This window comes from Saccharopolyspora sp. NPDC049357, assembly GCF_040677225.1.
Taxonomy (GTDB): domain Bacteria; phylum Actinomycetota; class Actinomycetes; order Mycobacteriales; family Pseudonocardiaceae; genus Saccharopolyspora.
The window spans coordinates 92,024-107,896 of sequence record NZ_JBFAQJ010000001.1 but is presented as its reverse complement, the minus strand read 5'-3'; the positions used below and the strand labels follow the sequence as shown (position 1 = coordinate 107,896).

Here is a 15,873-nt window from a genome sequence, read left to right as displayed (position 1 = left end):
GAGGGCAGTCGAAAAGGCGCCGCCGAGCGCGTGTTTCGCGTCGGCGGCGCCGAGGTCGGACGGTTCTCCGGTCAGGGAACGACGAACGTGATGCTTTCCGCCACGCAGACGGGACGCTCGACGCCGTCCGCTTCGACGGTCCACCTCACGACCACCTGGCTGCCGGCGGGAACGTGCCGGACCTCGTGGATGCGGGGCGTGGCGCGGACCTTCGACCCCACGGGCACGGGGGCGGGGAACCGCACCTTGCCGAGCCCGTAGTTCAGGCGGGCGGAGCCGGTCTCGATCGCGTAGAGCCGGGCGGCGAACGCGGGCAGCATGGCCAGCGTGAGGTAGCCGTGGGCGATGGTGCCGCCGAACGCAGACGTCGCCGCTTTCTCGACGTCGACGTGGATCCACTGGTGGTCCCCGGTGACGTCCGCGAACAGATCCACAGTGGACTGAGTGATCTCCGTCCATTCCGTGGTGCCCAGGTCTTCCCCGATGGCCGCCTCGATCGCGGCGACGTCGGCGAACACGCGCGGCGGCATCAGGCGATCCGCTCGAAGACGGCGGCCAGGCCCTGACCGCCTCCGATGCACATGGTCTCGAGGCCGTAGCGCGCCTCGCGGCGGTGGAGCTCACGCGCGAGGGTTCCGAGCATCCGCACGCCCGTGGCGCCCACGGGGTGGCCGAGCGAGATTCCGGAGCCGTGCACGTTGGTGCGTTCGTGGTCGGCGTCGGTGAACTTCCACTCCCGCATCACGGCCAGGGCCTGGGCGGCGAACGCCTCGTTGAGCTCGATCACCCCCATGTCGGCCAGGGAGAGCCCGGCGCGGGCCAGAGCCGCCTCGGTCGCCGGGACCGGTCCGATCCCCATGACGTCCGGGCGCACACCGGCGGACGACCAGCTCACCAGCCGCACCAGCGGTCGCAGCCCCAATTCCTCGGCCGTGTCCGCGGTCGTGACCAGGCACATCGCCGCAGCGTCGTTCTGGCCGCTGGCGTTGCCCGCGGTGACCGTGGCCTCGGGGTCGTCTGCGGACAGGATCGGGCGCAACCGTGCCAGCGACTCCAGCGAGGTGTCGGCGCGGGGATGTTCGTCGGTGTCGACGACCACCTCGCCCTTCCTGGAGGGCACGGTCACCGGGACGATCTCCTCGGCGAGGATGCCCGATTCCTGGGCGGCCACCGCGCGCTGGTGGGAGCTGACCGCGAGGCGGTCCTGCTCCTCGCGGCTGATCGCGTGCTCCCTGCGCAGGTTCTCCGCGGTCTCCAGCATGCCGCCGGGAACCGGGTGGAAGCGGCCGCCGGGGGTCTGCCGGCCGCGGGTGAGGCCGTCGTGGATCCGCACTCCGGTCCGCGCACCGCCCCACCGCATGTCGAGGGAGTAGAAGGGCACGTTGCTCATCGACTCGGCGCCGCCGGCGACGACGACCTCGCTCGCGCCGCCGGCGACCTGCATGACGGCGTTGATGACGGCCTGGAGACCGGAGCCGCAGCGGCGGTCCACCTGCTGACCGCCGACGGTCACCGGGAGCCCGGCGTCGAGGCCGACGACGCGTCCGATGGCGGGTGCCTCGGCGGTCGGGTAGCAGTGCCCCAGGATGACGTCGTCGATGCGGTCGGGTTCGACGCCGGTGCGCGACAGCAGCCCTTTCAGCGCGGCCACGCCCAGGTCCACGGGGCTGACGTCCTTGAACATGCCGCCGTAGCGTCCGATCGGGGTTCGGACGGGCTCGCAGATCACGACTTCGCGCGTGGTGTGGTTCATCGTCGGGCGCCTTTCGGGGTGTCGAGTGCGAGGTCGGCCGACAGGACGACGAGCGTGCTGTCGCCCTTGCGCAGGCGGACCTCGGCGCGGTCATCGGCGGCGAGCGCCACGTTCGCGTGGGCGTTCTCGCCGCAGAACAACGGGGCTGAGTTGCGGTGGGCCAGGTGCCGCACCGAGCGGTCCGGGTGCTCCAGGCGGAGGCACTCGGCGAGCACGAGGGTCGAGAGCGGGCCGTGCACGACGAGGCCGGGATAGCCCTCGACGCGGGTGGTGTAGGGCCAGTCGTAGTGGATCCGGTGCGGGTTGGCGGTTGCGGCGCTGAACCGCATCAGCAGGGTCGGGTCGGTCCGGAAGCGCCAGCCCCCGTCTTCGGGGACGAGCGGTGCGCCGACCGGCTCGGCGTTGGCCGGGGCGGTGGGATCGGGAAGGTCGCCCGGCGCGGGTGCGGGGGCGGCCTCGCGGTAAACGAGGTTCTGCCGTTCCTCGAGCAGCAGCTCGCCGCCGGGATCGCGGAGGCGGATTCCGACCCGGACGATCACCAGGGGCCCGCTCTTGCCGGCTTTCTCCTCGACCGAGTCGACCCGCGCCTCCCGGATCACCTGCGTGCCGACTCGAAGATCGCCGTGCAGCGTGACCTCCCCGCCGGCGAACATCCGGCGCGGGAGGTCGACCGGTGGCAGGAAATCTCCGCGCAGCGGGTGCCCGTCCGCGCCGATGGTCGACGAGGAGGGCCATCGCGGAAGCGCCACCCAGTGCCACAGCGGAGGGAGCACATCACCGGTACCGGGCACGGGTGCGTCGCTGTTCAGCAGCACCCCGAGAGCGGCCACCGGTGACGGGTCCAGCGTTTCAACCGCGGTCGTCTCGTGCGCGGTCCAGCCCCGGTAGACCACGGGCTCGTGCTCCTCGCTCACATGAACCGCCCGCCGGTCACCTCGGCCACGGTGCCGGTCATGTAGGACGACAGCGACGAGGCGTAGAAGAGAGCCACGTTCGCCACTTCGGCCGGTTCACCAGGGCGGGCCATCGGGATCTCGGCCATCTTCTGGTCCCACGCCTTCGCGGGCATGGCCTCGGTCATCGCCGAGCGGATCAGGCCGGGCTGGATGGCGTTGACGCGGACGCCGTGGTGGGCCATCTCCTTGGCGGCCGCCTTGGTCATGCCGACGATCCCCGCCTTGGCGGCCGAGTAGTTGGTCTGGCCGACCATGCCGACCTTGCCGGACAGGGACGAGATGTTGACGATCGCGCCGGACTTCTGCTCCCGCATCCGGGCCGCGGCCAGCCGGGTGCCGTTCCAGCAACCCTTCAGGTGCACGGCGATCACCTGGTCGAACTGCTCCTCGCTCATCGTGCGCATGGTCGCGTCGCGCGTGATGCCCGCGTTGTTGACGACGACGTCCAAGGAGCCGAAGGTGCTGCGGGCCGTTTCCAACGCCCGTTCCACGTCGGCGGCCGACACCACATCGCATGCCACGCCGAGGGCGTTGTCCGGGTCGAGCCCCTTGGCCGCCGCGTCGGCGGCGCCCCCGTCCAGGTCGGCGATCACGACGCGGGCGCCCTCGGCCGCGAAGCGCTCCGCGATGGCCAGGCCGATGCCCTGGGCTCCGCCGGTGATCAATGCCGTCTTGTCGTCGAGAAGTGCCATCAGCTGCTCCGATCGTTGCTCGTCGCGGTCCGGTCGCGGGCCACCATCTGACTTGCGATCACGTTCTTCTGGATTTCGTTGGCGCCCTCGCCGACGACCACGTCCTGTTCATCGAGCGCGAGGCCGTTCATGGGGTGCTCCTGAGACTCGCGGAGGCGCAAGACGTGATTCGTCGGGCGCGGGCGATGACAGGTGCGTCGACCATGCGGCCGTCCACGAGGACGACTCCTTCGCCGGCCGCATCCGCCTCGGCTGCGGCGGCGAGGACCCGGTGCGACCAGTCGATCTCGGTGGGCGTGGGCGCCAGAGCCGCTGCCGCGGGCACGACCTGGGCGGGATGGATGCAGAGCTTGCCGGTGAAGCCGACAGCGGCCGCTGCCGTCACGTCGTCGGACAACCGCTGCGTGTCGTGGACATCGCCGGTGACGCCGTCCACCGGACCGGGCAGCCCCGCGGCCGCTGAGGCCAGCACCAGCGAGGCGCGCGCCGCGGCCAGCGCCGGCGCGTGATCGGGGTCCACACCGAGCTGGGCCGCGAGATCGTAGGTACCGAGGGCGAGCCGCACGACGCCGTCGATCTCGGCGAGGTCCTGAGCGCGGTTGACGCCGAGAGCCGACTCGATGAGCGCGACGACGGCCGTCCCGACCGGCAGTGCGCGGACGAGTTCGGTCGTGGCGCCGGTGTTCTCGGACTTGGGCGCCATGACGACGACGGGCCGGGCTGTGGCGAGGGCCGCGATGTCGTCCTCGTGCCAGGGTGTGCCGACCGCGTTGACCCGGACGGCGCAGGGTGCGTCGTGACCGGACAACCAGTCGACGACGTTGCGGCGTGCTTCCGGTTTGCGGGTGGGTGCGACGGCGTCCTCGAGGTCGAGCACGACCAGGTCGGCTTTGGCGGCAGCGGCCTTCGAGAAGCGCTCCGGGCGGTCCCCGGGAGCGAAGAGCCAGGTTGCCGCGGTTTCGGCGGTCGCGAGCGCGCTCATCGTTGCACCGTCCGTTCGCCGCCAGTGGCGATCACGCCGCGTTCGGCGAGGTCGGTGAGCGCGTCCGCGTCGAGGCCGAGAGCGTCGGCGAGCACTGAGCCGGTGTCCTGCCCGACGAGGGGTGCCGGTTCCGGAGTGGTCCGCCGACCGTCGACGACCAGGGGCGATCCGGGTGCGACGAGGCGGCCGACCCCCGGCTGGTCCACAGCGGAGAAGAGCGGGTGCTCGCGCAGCAACCGGGCGTCGTCGGCGGCCAGGTCGTTGAAGGTGCGGTACGGCGACCACAGGATGCGGGTGTCGGCGAGGGCCTCGGCCACGTGCGCCGTCGGATGCTGCTCGAACCACGCGGCGACCAGGCCCGCGAGCACGGTGCGGTGCCGGTAGCGCTGCCCTTCGTCGGAGAAGTCCGCCCCCAGCGCCCGGGCGAGCGCTGACACGGCGTCTTCGAGACCGGTGATCCGGAGCAGGTCGTGCCACTGGCGCGGGGTCAGGGCCACGATCATGAACCGGTCGCCGTCGGCGGTGGTGAAGTCGCGGCCGAACGTGCCGTAGACGTAGTTGCCGGTCGGTTCGCGCCGCACGGACGGCCGGAGCTGCGCCTCGGCGAGGTAGCCCAGGTTCCCCGCGCCTGCGAGGGCGACGTCTTCGAGGGCGACTCGGACCTCGGAGCCCGCACCGGTGAGCATCCGCCGTCGTTCGGCGGCGAGCAGGCCCGTGGCGAGGTGGAAACCAGCGGTGAGATCCCAGGCGGGGACCAGGCTGTTGACCGGGCCGTCGTGGTCCTCGGGGCCGGTGACCAGGGGAAAACCGCTGGCCGCCTGGACGGTGTAGTCGACGGCGGTGCCGCCGTCGTGCCGTCCGGTGAGCAGCGCGTGGATGACGTCGGAGCGACGCGTCCGCAACGCCCGGTACCCGAACTCCGGCCAGCGCTCGCTGTTGGTGACGAGGATGCCGCCCGAAGAGCCGCCCGAGACGACCAGATCGGACACGAGCTCGCGCCCCTCGGGCCGGGTGAGGTCGACGGCGATCGCCTTCTTGCCCGGGTTGAGGCCGTTCCAGTAGAGGCTGACGCCCTCGTCGGTGAGCGGCCAACGGGTCCGGTCCGGAGCGCCTTCGACGGGCTCGACGCGGATGACCTCGGCGCCCAGCTGCGCCAGCACGGTGCCGCACAGGGGAGTGGCGACGAAGCTCGAAACCTCGACCACCCGGAGCCCGGCCAGCGGGCCGGTCCCCGGCGCGGTCGACGGCGAGGACGCCTCAGCAGGGGTCATGGAATCAGCCTTTCGGAAGTGGGCGGAACGGGTTCGGCGGACGCGGCCCGAATGCGATTGCGGGCCACGAGCGAGGTCCCGGCGACGAGGACGACCGGCACGCCGTAGACGAGGGCGAGCAGCCCGGTCGGGTAGGCGATCGCCACCCAGGAGTAGCCGACGGCCAGGCCGGCGAACCGGAGCGTGTTGTGCAAGCCGAGCGCGACGCCGCTCTCGGCGGCGGGGGAGGTCATCAGGCCGTGCCCGGCCGCCGCCTGCACGACTCCGATCGCCGAGCCGGTCAGGGCCAGCGCGACGACCGCGGCCGGTACGGCGAGGTCGTGCGGCACCGCTTCGACGACGAGGAGGAGGGCCACGAAACCGGCTCCGAGGAGCAGCAATCCGCCGAGCAGACTGCGCTCGGCCGAGAACCGCTCGGTGATCCGGGAGGACAGGGGCGCGGCCAGGGTCATGGCCAGGGCGAGCGTCAGCATGACCGCACCGATCGGGCCCGGCCCCAGACCCAGGTCGCGGCCGAGGTGCAGCGGAGTGGCCACGATGGCCACGCCCAGGCAGCTCATGACCGCGCAGGCGGCGGCGGTGCTGGCGACGTACCGGCGCTCGGCGACCAGACCGGCGGGGATGAACGGACCGGCTTCGGTGCGGCCGAGTCGGCGGTGCCACACCAGCGCGAGCACGCCCACGGCGGCGAAACCGACCGCGGCCCAGGGGGATCCGTGCTGGCCGAGCCAGCTCACGGCGCCCACGAGTGCGCCGATGCCGATCGTCAAGGTGGCCATGCCCGACGCGTGCAGCGGTGCCGAAGCGCCGGCGACCGCCGGCACGACCGTCAGGCAGAGCACCAGCAGCACGAGGCTGAGCGCCGCGTGGGTGAGGAAGACCCATCGCCACCCGAGCGCGTCGGCGACCAGCCCGCCGAGCGGCGGGCCGAGGGACTGGCCCACCCCCATGGCGGCGGCCCAGCCCGCCATCGCCCGGGCCCGGTGCCGAGCCCAGTGGCGACCGAGCACCTGCTGCACCGCGGGCGGGACCGCGGAGCAGGCGACGCCCTGCAGGGCGCGCATCACGACGAGGAACGCCAAGTCCTGGCTGAACGCCGCGCCCGCCTGGGCGGCCACCATCAGCAACAGCGACCAGCCCAGCACCTGCCGCGAGCCGAACCGCTGGCACATCCACCCCGACAGCGGTGCGCAGAGCACCATCGCGAGCGTGAATGCGCTGACCGCGAGGACGATCCCGCGCGGCGAGGCGCCGATCGCGTGGGCGATGACGTTGATCGGTGCGCTGATGATCGTGCTCGCCAACGTGCCCAGCGTCGTGCACGCGAGCAGCGCGGCGTACGCCGCGCGCGGCGGGTCGGGAGCAGCAGCGACGTGGTTCATCGCAGGTAGAGCCGGACCGTGTCGATCTCTTCCCGCAGGAGCCGGACCTCCTCGGCCGTGGGGCGCCGGGTCTCCCGCACGTCGTCGGCGACCGGGATGTTCCAGCCGGTGGCCTCGCGCACTTCCTCCGCGGTGTGGCCGGGGTGGACCTCGCTGATGACCAGTTCGCCGAGCTTGTCGGGGCGGTGCAGCACGGCCATCGGAGTGATGACCGTCGAGACGCCGTGCCCCGGCGGCACCATCCGAGGATCCTCGGCGTGCGCTCGGGCGGGGCTGGGGGAGGTGCAGAAGTCCAGCTGCGCCGGGAGCGAGCCGGGGTCGTGGCGGCGGAGCACCACGATGCACTCGGCGGCGTTGGGCATGATCTCGGCGGCTCCGCCGGCTCCGGGCAGCCGCACGGTGGGCTGGTCCCAGTCGCCGATGAAGCTGGTGTTGAGGCTGCCCCACCGGTCGACCTGCGCCGCGCCGAGGAAGCCGACGTCGACGTGGCCGCCCTGGAGGACGTAGCCGAACAGCGCCGGCATGCCGAGTGCGGCCGCCGCCCCGGAGACGAGCACCGAATCGGCGATGCCCTCGGCCAGGCCCTCCGGCTGGGCGCCGCAGATGCCGGATTCGTAGACCAGCTCGACGTCCGGGTTGGTGGTCCGGCGGGCCAGCTCGACCGCGAGCGTCGGCAGGCCGACCCCGGCGAAGACGCGGTGCCTGCCGACGAGTTGCCGCGCCGCGACGGCGGCGAGGAACTCGGTGGTGGACGGAGCGACGTCCGAGAGCACCTCGGTGGGAACGGATTCGGCGCGACTGCTCATGCGATCACCTGCCGGCGGCCGAAGTCCACGGGCTGCGAGGGTCGCGGGGCGACGCGCACGCTCTCCCAGCGCTCGGAGCCCAGCTTCGCCAGGTACGCCGCCCGGTCGGGCACCTGGTGCACCCACTCGTCGAGCCACTCACAAGCGCGTCGCGGTCCCTGCTGATCGGCGTCCACTCGCGGTAGAAGGCGTTGTCGCGGTCGTAGTGGCCCTGCGCGTACGACGGGTGGGCGCCACCGGGGCACTCGACCACGGCAGACACGGCGTGCGAGGGCAGGACGGTGCGGTTGGGGTCGGAGCGGACCACGTCCTCGTCGACGATCTCCTCGACCGTGGCGATCACCGCTCGCGCGGCGTAGGCGGCCTCCTGCTGCGCCCCGGTGATGCCCCACATCTGGACGTTGCCGGAGCGGTCGGCGCGCTGGGCGTGCACGATCGTCACGTCCGGCCGCAGGGCGGGGACGACGTAGATGTCGGGGCCGCCGTACGGGTCGGTGACCTTGCGGATCATCGGGTTGAGCCGGGGGAGGTCGCTGCCCGCGTAGGAGCGGAGCGGGAGGAACGGCAGCCCGGCTGCGCCGGCCTGGTAGCGGCACACCATGCCGTAGTGGCTGTACTCCTCGACCTCGAGCGGCGCCGGGTCGGAGCGCTCGACGCGTCGGCGCACCTCGTGCAACGACCCGGCCGAACCGCTCGCGAAGAACGACGCGATCAGCCGGCGGACGCATCCGGCGGCGATCATCTGGTCGGCCAGCAGGTCCGGGGTCATCCGGCAGAAGGTGAGGTCCGCGATGCCCTGGCGGATGATCTCGTGGCCGGCCGCGAAGGGGATGAGGTGCCCGAAGCCCTCCAACGCGACGGTCATCCCGTTGTCGACGTGCGCGGCCACGGCCGACGGCAGGTCGGTGACCTTGTCTGGGGCTGGCATCGGGGCTCCTCGCGTCGCAGGGTCGGACGGCCCCAATCTGCCGCCGTTCGTGCGAGGAACTCCAATACTTCTTGCGCCACCCATTGTTGACGACTGCGCATCAATGGGATGCGACAGATATCGAGAACGCGGAGGAGTCGCGGCATGATGCCCGGGTGGACACCGATCTCACCGCCCCCGCGCACGCCGCCTCGCTGACGTTGCCCGACCTCATCGGCCTGTTCGAGCTCGCCTGCTCCGACGACCCGCGGAACCGGGTGAGCACCTGGATCGGCCGGCCCCAGCCACTACCCGAGGACCGACTCTTCGGTGGGCTGCTGCTGGCGCAGTCGCTGGTGGCGGCCGGACGCACCGCCGACCCCGAGCAGCGGGTGGTGAGCCTGCAAGCCGACTTCGTGGCCGGTGTCCCCACCGGGGGAGAGCTGCGGTGGGAGGTGGAGCGGGTTTCCGAGGCGCCGTCGCTGTGCACGCGCCGGTCGCGCCTGGTCGACGACTCGGGCAACGAGCTCTTCGGCGCGGTGTCCAGGTGGGCGCGCATCCGCGAGGACCAGCCGTCGTACTCCTCGGCGCGGCCGGTCGAAGCCCCCGACCCCGAGGGGCTGCCGGACCTCGCCGACCGCTTCGCCGACGACGAGCGCATCCCGCCGTGGTGGCGGATGGCGCGGCCGGTGCACTTGCGCCACGTCGTGGAGCCGCCGTACCTCGCCCCGACCGGGGAGGGCGACCGGCGGACCACGTTCCTGCGCGCCACGGGACCGCTGCCGGAGGACCACGCCCTGCGGGCGGCGCTGGTGGCCTACGTGACCGACATGAGCGTGCTCGAGCCCGCGTTCGTGGCGCTCCGCGCGGCTCGCCACGCCCCCGGCGCCCGGATCCTCAGCCTGACGCACGCGCTGACCTTCCACGCCCAGCCCGACCTGGGCGCGTGGCACCAGTTCGACTGCCGGGTGGAGTCGGTGGCGAACGGGCGGGCGCACGGCGTCGGCGAACTCTTCGACCCGTCGGGCCGCCACGTCGCCACGGCCGCGCAGGTCGGCCTGCTCAAGGTCGTCCGCTGACGACCTCCGCCCGGCGCGTTTCCGTTCAAATTTCGCGCGAAGTTTGAGGCCACCAGGGTGACTTCAAATTTCGCGCGAAATTTGAATCCGGACGCCGTTGCATCGGGAGTGGGGCTGGTCGCAGAGGGCCAGTGCGCCTTCCTCTTGCAGGGGTTTTTCGGTACCCGCACCGCCACGCGGAACGAGGGCTCAGGTCGCGTTCGGCGGGAGGCTCGGTGTGGGGATCGCCTCCTCGGAGGCCTCCAGGACCGCTTTGAGGGCCGGGTTGGTGTCGCCGTGGCGCCAGATGAGCCGGGAGTAGGTGGCCGCCATCCCCTCCTCGAGCGGGATCGCGCGGATGCCTTCCTGGACCACGTTCTTGACCGCCACGTCGATCGAGAAGGTGATGCCGACCCCGGCGGCGACCAGTGCCATCGCCGTCCACGAGTCCGGCGCGGTCTGCACGATGTTGGGTGCGTAGCCGGCGGCGTGGGCTTTCCGGATGAACCCGTCGCGCACGCTCGAACCCGGGTCCGCGGGCAGCATCACGAAGGGTTCGTAGCGCAGGTCGGCCATGCTGACCCGCTCGCGACCCGCCAGCGGGTGCTCCTCGGGGACCACGATCACGTGGTGCTCGACCGTCAGGATCCGGTGATCGATGCCCGGTGGCTCGACCGTCCACCGCACGATCGCGAGGTCGAGGTCGCCGTCCATGACCGCGCGCAGGGCCGCGTCGTTGAAGGTCCTGCTGCGCAGGCTGAGTTCGATGCCGGGGTGCTTCTCCCGCACGCTGCGGCCGAGCTGGCCGACGAGCAGGTACGACGACGGACCGGCGAAGCCCATCCGCACGCGGCCGGTCTTGCCCCGGCCCGCGGACTGCACCGCCCGCCGGGCCACCCGGAAGCCGTCGACGATCTGGCGGGCAGGCTCGACGAGCGCCTCTCCGGCGCTGGTCAACCGGACGCTGCGGGTGGTGCGGTCGAACAGCTGCGCACCGAGGTCCCGCTCGAGCTGCTTGATCGTGCGGCTCAGCGGCGGCTGGGCGATGTGCAGCCGATCGGCGGCGCGACCGAAGTGGAGCTCCTCGGCGACGGCGAGGAACGCCTGGAGGTGGTGCAGGTCCATGGCGAGCACTTTTGCGCACGAGGCAACAATGTCGCAAGCATTAGGTATTGGACGGGCATAAGCGGCCGAGGCCATGCTTGCGGTCATGAGCACCGACCTCCTCCCGCTCGAGGGCATCACCGTGGTCGCCCTGGAGCAGGCCGTCGCGGCGCCGCTCGCGACTCGTCACCTCGCCGACCTCGGAGCGCGGATCATCAAGCTGGAACGGGTCGGGGAAGGCGACTTCGCCCGCAACTACGACCACGCCGTGCACGGCCTGGCGTCGCACTTCGTGTGGCTCAACCGCGGCAAGGAGTCCGTGGCCCTGGACCTCAAGTCCGCGGAGGGCGCCGACATCGCGCGCCGTCTGGTGGCGGAGGCGGACGTGTTCCTGCAGAACGCGGCACCCGGCGCGGCCGAGCGCCTCGGCCTGGGCGCCGACGAGCTCGCGGCCCGGCACCCGCGCCTGGTGGTCGCGGGAATCTCCGGCTACGGCACCGACGGGCCGCTGAGCGACCGGAAGGCCTACGACATGCTGATCCAGGCCGAGTCCGGCCTGATCTCGGTCACGGGCACGCCGGAAACCGCGACCAAGACCGGTGTTCCCTCCGCCGACATCGCCGCGGGTCTCTACACCGCTCAGGCCGTCGTGGCGGCGCTGTTCCGGCGTGAGCGCACCGGACGCGGTGGCGTCGTCGACATCTCCATGTTCGACGCCACCGTCGAGTGGCTCGGCCACCCGATGTACATGCAGATGTACGGCGGTCGGCAGATCCCGCGGATGGGGCTCAGCCACGCCTCCATCGCGCCGTACGACGCGTACCCGACCCTCGACGGTGAGATCCTGATCGGCGTCCAGAACGACCGGGGCTGGCGGGCGCTGGTCACCGAGGTCTTCGAACGGCCGGACCTCGCCGGACATCCGCGGCTGGTCACCAACCCGCTGCGGGTCCGGCACCGGCAGGAGTGCGACGCCGTCGTGGCGGAGCAGACCCGGCGCTTCACCACGGCCGAGCTCGACACCCGGCTCGCCGCGGCCGGGGTCCCGGCCGCCCAGGTCAACGACATGGCCGGGTTGGTCGACCACGCCCAGCTCGCGTCCCGCGACCGGTGGCGCGAGGTGGCGACGCCGGCGGGTCCGGTGCGAGCCGTGCTGCCCCCGATGACTTTCCGCGACGTCGAGCTGAAGATGGGTGACATCCCCGAGCTCGGCGAGCACACGGACGGGGTGCTCGGCGAGCTCGGCATCGACCTCGACACCCGCGACCGGCTCGCCGGCTCCGGCGTGGTCGGCCGTCCGGCCGCCGGACCCGACCCCACCTCGTGACCTCGCCGATCCGCCGACCACCCACCGCCCTAGGAGCTTCTGCCATGGAACCCGACGAGTTCACCTCGGTCCTCGAGGCCGTTCGCGCGTTCGTCCGCAAGGAGGTCGTCGCCGCGGAGGACGAGATCGAGGAGACCGACAAGATCCCGGAACGGCTGCGCCGGAAGGCCGCGGAGATGGGGCTGTTCGGCTACGCCATCCCCGAGGAGTACGGCGGACTCGGCTTCAGCATGTCGGAGGAGGTGCGGCTGGCGATGGAGCTGGGGTGGACGACGCCCTCGTTCCGCTCGATGTTCGGCACCAACAACGGCATCGCGGGTCAGGTGCTGGTCAACTGCGGTACGGAGCGCCAGAAGGACGCCTACCTGCCGGCGCTGGCCGGCGGTGAGCAGATCGCGTCGTTCGCGCTCACCGAACCGGAGGCCGGCTCGGACCCGAGCGGGCTGACCACCCGCGCCGCGCGCGATGGTGACGACTACGTGATCAACGGCCAGAAGCGGTTCATCACCAACGCGATCTGGGCCGACCTGCTGATGGTCTTCGCCCGCACCGGCGACGTGAGCGAGGGGGCGCGCAACATCTCGGTCTTCGTCGTGCCGACCGGTGCCGACGGAGTCAGGATCGGCCCGAAGGACCACAAGATGGGGCAGCGCGGTGCCGTGACGTCCGAGATCTTCTTCGACGACGTCCGGGTCCCGGCCGAGAACCTCATCGGCGAGGTCGAGGGCGAGGGCTTTTCGGCCGCGATGCGCTCCCTGGCGAAGGGACGGCTGCACATCGCCGCTCTCACCGTCGGTCTGGCGGACCGGCTCATCGATGAGAGCCTGCGCCACGCCACGACGAACGGCCAGGGCGGGCAGAAGCTCGCCGAGTTCCAGCTGGTCCAGGCGATGCTCGCGGACAGCCGCACCGAGGCCTACGCGGGGCGGGCGATGGTGCTCGAGGCGGCCCGCAGCTGGGACGACGGCAGCGATCGCCGGCTGGCTCCCTCGATGTGCAAGCTCTTCTGCGCCGAGGCGGTCGACCGGATCGCCGATCGCGCCGTGCAGGTCCACGGCGGCCTCGGTTACATGCGCGAGGTGCCGGTCGAGCGGTTCTACCGCGACGCACGGCTGTTCCGGCTCTACGAGGGGACCAGCGAGATCCAGAAACTGATCATCGCCAAGCAGATGATCAAGGGGTTCGAGGCATGAGCGCCGTCGTCGTCGAGGACCGCGGGCCCGTCCGCGTCCTCACCATCGACCGGCCCGCGCGCCGCAACGCGCTCGACCTCGACGACCGGCTCGAACTGCTCGACGCGCTCAAGGCCGCCGACCGCGAGGCCCGGGCCATCGTGCTCACCGGCGCGGGAACGGTCTTCTGCGCCGGCGGGGACATCCGGTCGATGTCACAGGACCGGGAGATCGCACGCAGGCGGCTCGAAGTCGTCAACGCCGTGGCGCGCCAGATGGTCACCGGCGAGCGTCCCATCGTCGCCGCAGTCGAGGGCGGTGCCTTCGGCCTCGGCCTCGCCCTGGCTGCTGCCTGCGACGTCGTCGTCGCGGGCCGCTCGGCGACCTTCTCGACGTCCTTCGCGAAGATCGGGCTGGCCCCCGACACCGGGCTGTCCTACACGCTGCCGCTGCGAGTGGGGCGGGGCAGGACCCGGGAACTGCTGCTGACCGCGCGCACCTTCGACGCGGCGGAAGCCGAACGCATCGGCTTGGTGGAGACGCTCGTCGACAACGGTGCCGCGCTCGAAGCGGCGACCGTCACCGCGACCGCGCTGGCGGACTCGTCGGCGCCCATGATCGCCGGGGTGCGCCGCCTGCTGGCGCAGCCCGACCAGAGCCTCGAAGGCCTGCTGGCGGCCGAAGCGGACACGCAGGTCGACCTGCTGGGCGGACCGCAGTTCGCCGAGGGGCGAGCGGCCTTCCTCGAACGCCGCCCCCCGGACTTCCGGAACGCCTGAGGTCGAGGCGTCATGTCAGCAGCTTGCGCAGCTCCGCCTTCTTGATCTTTCCCGCGGCGGAGGTGGGCAGCGCGTCGACGACTTCGATGTCGCGGATCTTCTTGTAGGGGAGGACTCGTTCGGCGACGAACGCCTTGACCTGATCGGTGTCGAGCACCGCGCCGTTGCGCGGGACGACGAAGGCGACGGGTTCCTCGCCGACCGAGGGATCTGATCGACCCACGACCGCGGCCGCGCTGATGTCGGGATGGGTGTGCAGCAGCTCTTCGAGTTCGCGGGGATAGACGTTGTAGCCCTTGTAGATCAGCATCTCCTTGGCCCGGCCGGCGATGAAGACGAACCCGTCCTCGTCCCGGTAGCCGAGATCACCGGTGCGGAGCCATCCGCCGACGAATTGCTCGGCGGTCGCCTCGGGGTGATCGAGGTAGCCGCCGGTCACCTGCGGTCCGCGCACCCACAGCTCGCCGACCTCGTTCGGTGGCAGCACGCTGGTGCCCTCACCGGGAGCGCGCACCTCCACCTCCGTGTCCACCACGGGCAGGCCGACGCTGCCGTGCTTGCGCTCGGCGTCGCGCAGCAGCGGGGACGCGGTAACCAAGCAGGTCGCCTCGGTGAGGCCGTACCCCTCCGAGACCACAGCGGAGGGGAACGCGGCTTGCAGACCTTCCAGCGTGGCCTGATCGATCGGTGCAGCGCCGGACGAGAGCGCCGCGGTGGAGGACAGGTCGTACTTCTCCAGAGCGGGGCAGTCCAGGATCTGGTGCCACATCGCGGGGCTGCCGGTGATGTAGGTGGCGCGGTGCCGCTCGATGGACTCGAGCAGCCGCTCCGGTGAGAAGCGTCCGGTCAGCACGAGGGTGGTGCCGCACAGGAGCAGGAAGTTCATGTTGATCAGGGCGTGCGCGTGGAAAAGCGGTGACACCACGATGGAAACACCCTCGCCCGGTCGCACGCCGCCCTCGGGAACGCCGTCGATCGCGCGCAGTTCGCACTCCCGGCCATCGGCGGTGACCAGGTGCGCTGCGCGCCAAGCGGTCATCTGGGCGGCGTTGGCCACGACGTTGCGGTGCAGCACGCGGACGCCCTTGGCGACGCCGGTCGTGCCGCCGGTGTAGGCGAGGTGGGCGACGTCTTCCCCGGTCACCGCGACCGCGGGCGGTACCGCGGAGTGCCCGGCCACGAACTCCGGTACCGGAACGATCCCCTCTCCCACCGGCATCGGCTCGTCCGAGGGGGCGCAAGCGGTCGGTGGTGCCACCAGGACCGTCCGGACGGAAGTGCCGGTTCGGGCCTCGCGCAGGACCGCCGCGTGTGCCGGGTGGGTCACGACGGCCGTGGCGCCGGTGTCGCGAAGCTGCCTGCGCAGACCCGGAGCCGGCTCCAGCGGGTTCGAGAGGGACACGGCCGCGCCGGCGAGCAGCGCACCGAAGTAGCCGATGGGGAACCAGATGCTGTTCGCCAGGTGCAGCTGGACCACGTCGCCTTCGGCGACGCCCGCGGCCCGCAGGGCGTTGGCGAGCGCGGCCGCCCGCTCGTGCAGCTGCGCGAACGTGAGCCGTTCATCCCCGTCGATCACGGCGACCCGGTCGCCGTAGAGCTTCGCCGCGGCGGCGTTGAGGTCCGGCAGCGTCAGGTCCGGGTAGTCGATCGAGGTCGGCATTCCCTCCGGCCAGTACGCGTTCAT

Annotated in this window: 16 protein-coding genes; 4 read left to right on the top strand and 12 right to left on the bottom strand. The window is 71.8% G+C overall.

Annotated elements, in window-relative coordinates; genetic code table 11:
• Positions 1–71: 71 nt before the first annotated feature.
• The 10 genes from AB0J91_RS00495 to AB0J91_RS00450 are packed head-to-tail and all read right to left on the bottom strand — an operon-like array spanning position 72 to position 8,770.
• Complete coding sequence (locus tag AB0J91_RS00495) at positions 72–530, bottom strand: MaoC family dehydratase (protein WP_363862361.1); 459 nt, start codon at positions 528–530, stop codon at positions 72–74.
• The gene (locus tag AB0J91_RS00490; RefSeq protein ID WP_363862358.1) at positions 530–1,753 is read right to left on the bottom strand and encodes an acetyl-CoA C-acetyltransferase; all 1,224 of its coding nucleotides are present in this window, start codon (positions 1,751–1,753) and stop codon (positions 530–532) included. Before AB0J91_RS00490 ends, AB0J91_RS00495 begins: the two co-directional genes overlap by 1 nt.
• The gene (locus AB0J91_RS00485; protein ID WP_363862355.1) at positions 1,750–2,667 is read right to left on the bottom strand and encodes a MaoC family dehydratase N-terminal domain-containing protein; all 918 of its coding nucleotides are present in this window, start codon (positions 2,665–2,667) and stop codon (positions 1,750–1,752) included. Before AB0J91_RS00485 ends, AB0J91_RS00490 begins: the two co-directional genes overlap by 4 nt.
• Entirely contained in the window at positions 2,664–3,401 is a 738-nt protein-coding gene (gene fabG, locus AB0J91_RS00480) for a 3-oxoacyl-ACP reductase FabG (RefSeq protein ID WP_363862352.1), read from the bottom strand. Before fabG ends, AB0J91_RS00485 begins: the two co-directional genes overlap by 4 nt.
• Positions 3,401–3,532 carry a hypothetical protein gene (locus AB0J91_RS00475; RefSeq protein ID WP_363862349.1) on the bottom strand — a complete coding sequence of 44 codons (132 nt, stop codon included), beginning with the start codon at positions 3,530–3,532 and terminating at the stop codon, positions 3,401–3,403. The genes fabG and AB0J91_RS00475 overlap by 1 nt, the downstream gene beginning before the upstream one ends.
• A complete protein-coding gene (locus tag AB0J91_RS00470) occupies positions 3,529–4,383 on the bottom strand; it encodes a CoA ester lyase (protein ID WP_363862346.1) in 855 nt (284 codons plus the stop codon). Before AB0J91_RS00470 ends, AB0J91_RS00475 begins: the two co-directional genes overlap by 4 nt.
• Positions 4,380–5,654: a CoA transferase gene (locus tag AB0J91_RS00465; RefSeq protein WP_363862343.1), complete on the bottom strand. Its 1,275-nt coding sequence runs from the start codon at positions 5,652–5,654 to the stop codon at positions 4,380–4,382. Before AB0J91_RS00465 ends, AB0J91_RS00470 begins: the two co-directional genes overlap by 4 nt.
• Positions 5,651–7,036, bottom strand: coding sequence for an MFS transporter (locus AB0J91_RS00460; protein ID WP_363862340.1), 1,386 nt, complete (start codon positions 7,034–7,036; stop codon positions 5,651–5,653). The genes AB0J91_RS00465 and AB0J91_RS00460 overlap by 4 nt, the downstream gene beginning before the upstream one ends.
• The gene (locus tag AB0J91_RS00455) at positions 7,033–7,842 is read right to left on the bottom strand and encodes a CoA-transferase (RefSeq protein WP_363862337.1); all 810 of its coding nucleotides are present in this window, start codon (positions 7,840–7,842) and stop codon (positions 7,033–7,035) included. Before AB0J91_RS00455 ends, AB0J91_RS00460 begins: the two co-directional genes overlap by 4 nt.
• A 4-nt stretch (positions 7,843–7,846) precedes the next feature.
• A complete protein-coding gene (locus AB0J91_RS00450) occupies positions 7,847–8,770 on the bottom strand; it encodes a CoA-transferase (RefSeq protein WP_363862334.1) in 924 nt (307 codons plus the stop codon).
• A gap of 155 nt (positions 8,771–8,925) precedes the next feature.
• On the opposite strand from AB0J91_RS00450, the gene AB0J91_RS00445 reads away from it, so the two are divergent.
• Positions 8,926–9,828, top strand: coding sequence for an acyl-CoA thioesterase domain-containing protein (locus tag AB0J91_RS00445; protein ID WP_363862331.1), 903 nt, complete (start codon positions 8,926–8,928; stop codon positions 9,826–9,828).
• A 189-nt stretch (positions 9,829–10,017) separates the two neighbouring features.
• Here the strand turns inward: AB0J91_RS00445 and AB0J91_RS00440 are convergent, their stop codons facing one another.
• A complete protein-coding gene (locus AB0J91_RS00440; RefSeq protein ID WP_363862328.1) occupies positions 10,018–10,932 on the bottom strand; it encodes a LysR substrate-binding domain-containing protein in 915 nt (304 codons plus the stop codon).
• Between the two features lie 85 nt (positions 10,933–11,017).
• Here AB0J91_RS00440 and AB0J91_RS00435 point away from each other — a divergent pair, with 85 nt between their 5' ends.
• Genes AB0J91_RS00435 through AB0J91_RS00425 form a run of 3 tightly spaced genes read left to right on the top strand, consistent with a single transcriptional unit; the run spans position 11,018 to position 14,189 of the window.
• Positions 11,018–12,238 carry a CaiB/BaiF CoA-transferase family protein gene (locus AB0J91_RS00435; protein ID WP_363862325.1) on the top strand — a complete coding sequence of 407 codons (1,221 nt, stop codon included), beginning with the start codon at positions 11,018–11,020 and terminating at the stop codon, positions 12,236–12,238.
• Between the two features lie 44 nt (positions 12,239–12,282).
• Positions 12,283–13,431 carry an acyl-CoA dehydrogenase family protein gene (locus AB0J91_RS00430; protein ID WP_363862322.1) on the top strand — a complete coding sequence of 383 codons (1,149 nt, stop codon included), beginning with the start codon at positions 12,283–12,285 and terminating at the stop codon, positions 13,429–13,431.
• Entirely contained in the window at positions 13,428–14,189 is a 762-nt protein-coding gene (locus AB0J91_RS00425) for an enoyl-CoA hydratase-related protein (RefSeq protein WP_363862319.1), read from the top strand. Before AB0J91_RS00430 ends, AB0J91_RS00425 begins: the two co-directional genes overlap by 4 nt.
• 10 nt (positions 14,190–14,199) lie before the next feature.
• Here AB0J91_RS00425 and AB0J91_RS00420 read toward each other — a convergent pair whose 3' ends face one another.
• Positions 14,200–15,873 carry an AMP-binding protein gene (locus tag AB0J91_RS00420; protein ID WP_363862316.1) on the bottom strand — a complete coding sequence of 558 codons (1,674 nt, stop codon included), beginning with the start codon at positions 15,871–15,873 and terminating at the stop codon, positions 14,200–14,202.

What these genes read in the sequence shown, in the direction of transcription:
- AB0J91_RS00465 (WP_363862343.1), bottom strand. Translation starts at nt 5,654, where the DNA reads ATGACCCCTGCTGAGGCGTCCTCGCCGTCGACCGCGCCGGGGACCGGC.
- AB0J91_RS00450 (WP_363862334.1), bottom strand. Translation starts at nt 8,770, where the DNA reads ATGCCAGCCCCAGACAAGGTCACCGACCTGCCGTCGGCCGTGGCCGCG.
- AB0J91_RS00440 (WP_363862328.1), bottom strand. Translation starts at nt 10,932, where the DNA reads ATGGACCTGCACCACCTCCAGGCGTTCCTCGCCGTCGCCGAGGAGCTC.
- AB0J91_RS00425 (WP_363862319.1), top strand. Translation starts at nt 13,428, where the DNA reads ATGAGCGCCGTCGTCGTCGAGGACCGCGGGCCCGTCCGCGTCCTCACC.
- AB0J91_RS00420 (WP_363862316.1), bottom strand. Translation starts at nt 15,873, where the DNA reads ATGAACGCGTACTGGCCGGAGGGAATGCCGACCTCGATCGACTACCCG.
- AB0J91_RS00435 (WP_363862325.1), top strand. Translation starts at nt 11,018, where the DNA reads ATGAGCACCGACCTCCTCCCGCTCGAGGGCATCACCGTGGTCGCCCTG.
- AB0J91_RS00490 (WP_363862358.1), bottom strand. Translation starts at nt 1,753, where the DNA reads ATGAACCACACCACGCGCGAAGTCGTGATCTGCGAGCCCGTCCGAACC.
- AB0J91_RS00470 (WP_363862346.1), bottom strand. Translation starts at nt 4,383, where the DNA reads ATGAGCGCGCTCGCGACCGCCGAAACCGCGGCAACCTGGCTCTTCGCT.
- AB0J91_RS00475 (WP_363862349.1), bottom strand. Translation starts at nt 3,532, where the DNA reads ATGAACGGCCTCGCGCTCGATGAACAGGACGTGGTCGTCGGCGAGGGC.
- AB0J91_RS00455 (WP_363862337.1), bottom strand. Translation starts at nt 7,842, where the DNA reads ATGAGCAGTCGCGCCGAATCCGTTCCCACCGAGGTGCTCTCGGACGTC.
- AB0J91_RS00430 (WP_363862322.1), top strand. Translation starts at nt 12,283, where the DNA reads ATGGAACCCGACGAGTTCACCTCGGTCCTCGAGGCCGTTCGCGCGTTC.
- fabG (WP_363862352.1), bottom strand. Translation starts at nt 3,401, where the DNA reads ATGGCACTTCTCGACGACAAGACGGCATTGATCACCGGCGGAGCCCAG.
- AB0J91_RS00495 (WP_363862361.1), bottom strand. Translation starts at nt 530, where the DNA reads ATGCCGCCGCGCGTGTTCGCCGACGTCGCCGCGATCGAGGCGGCCATC.
- AB0J91_RS00460 (WP_363862340.1), bottom strand. Translation starts at nt 7,036, where the DNA reads ATGAACCACGTCGCTGCTGCTCCCGACCCGCCGCGCGCGGCGTACGCC.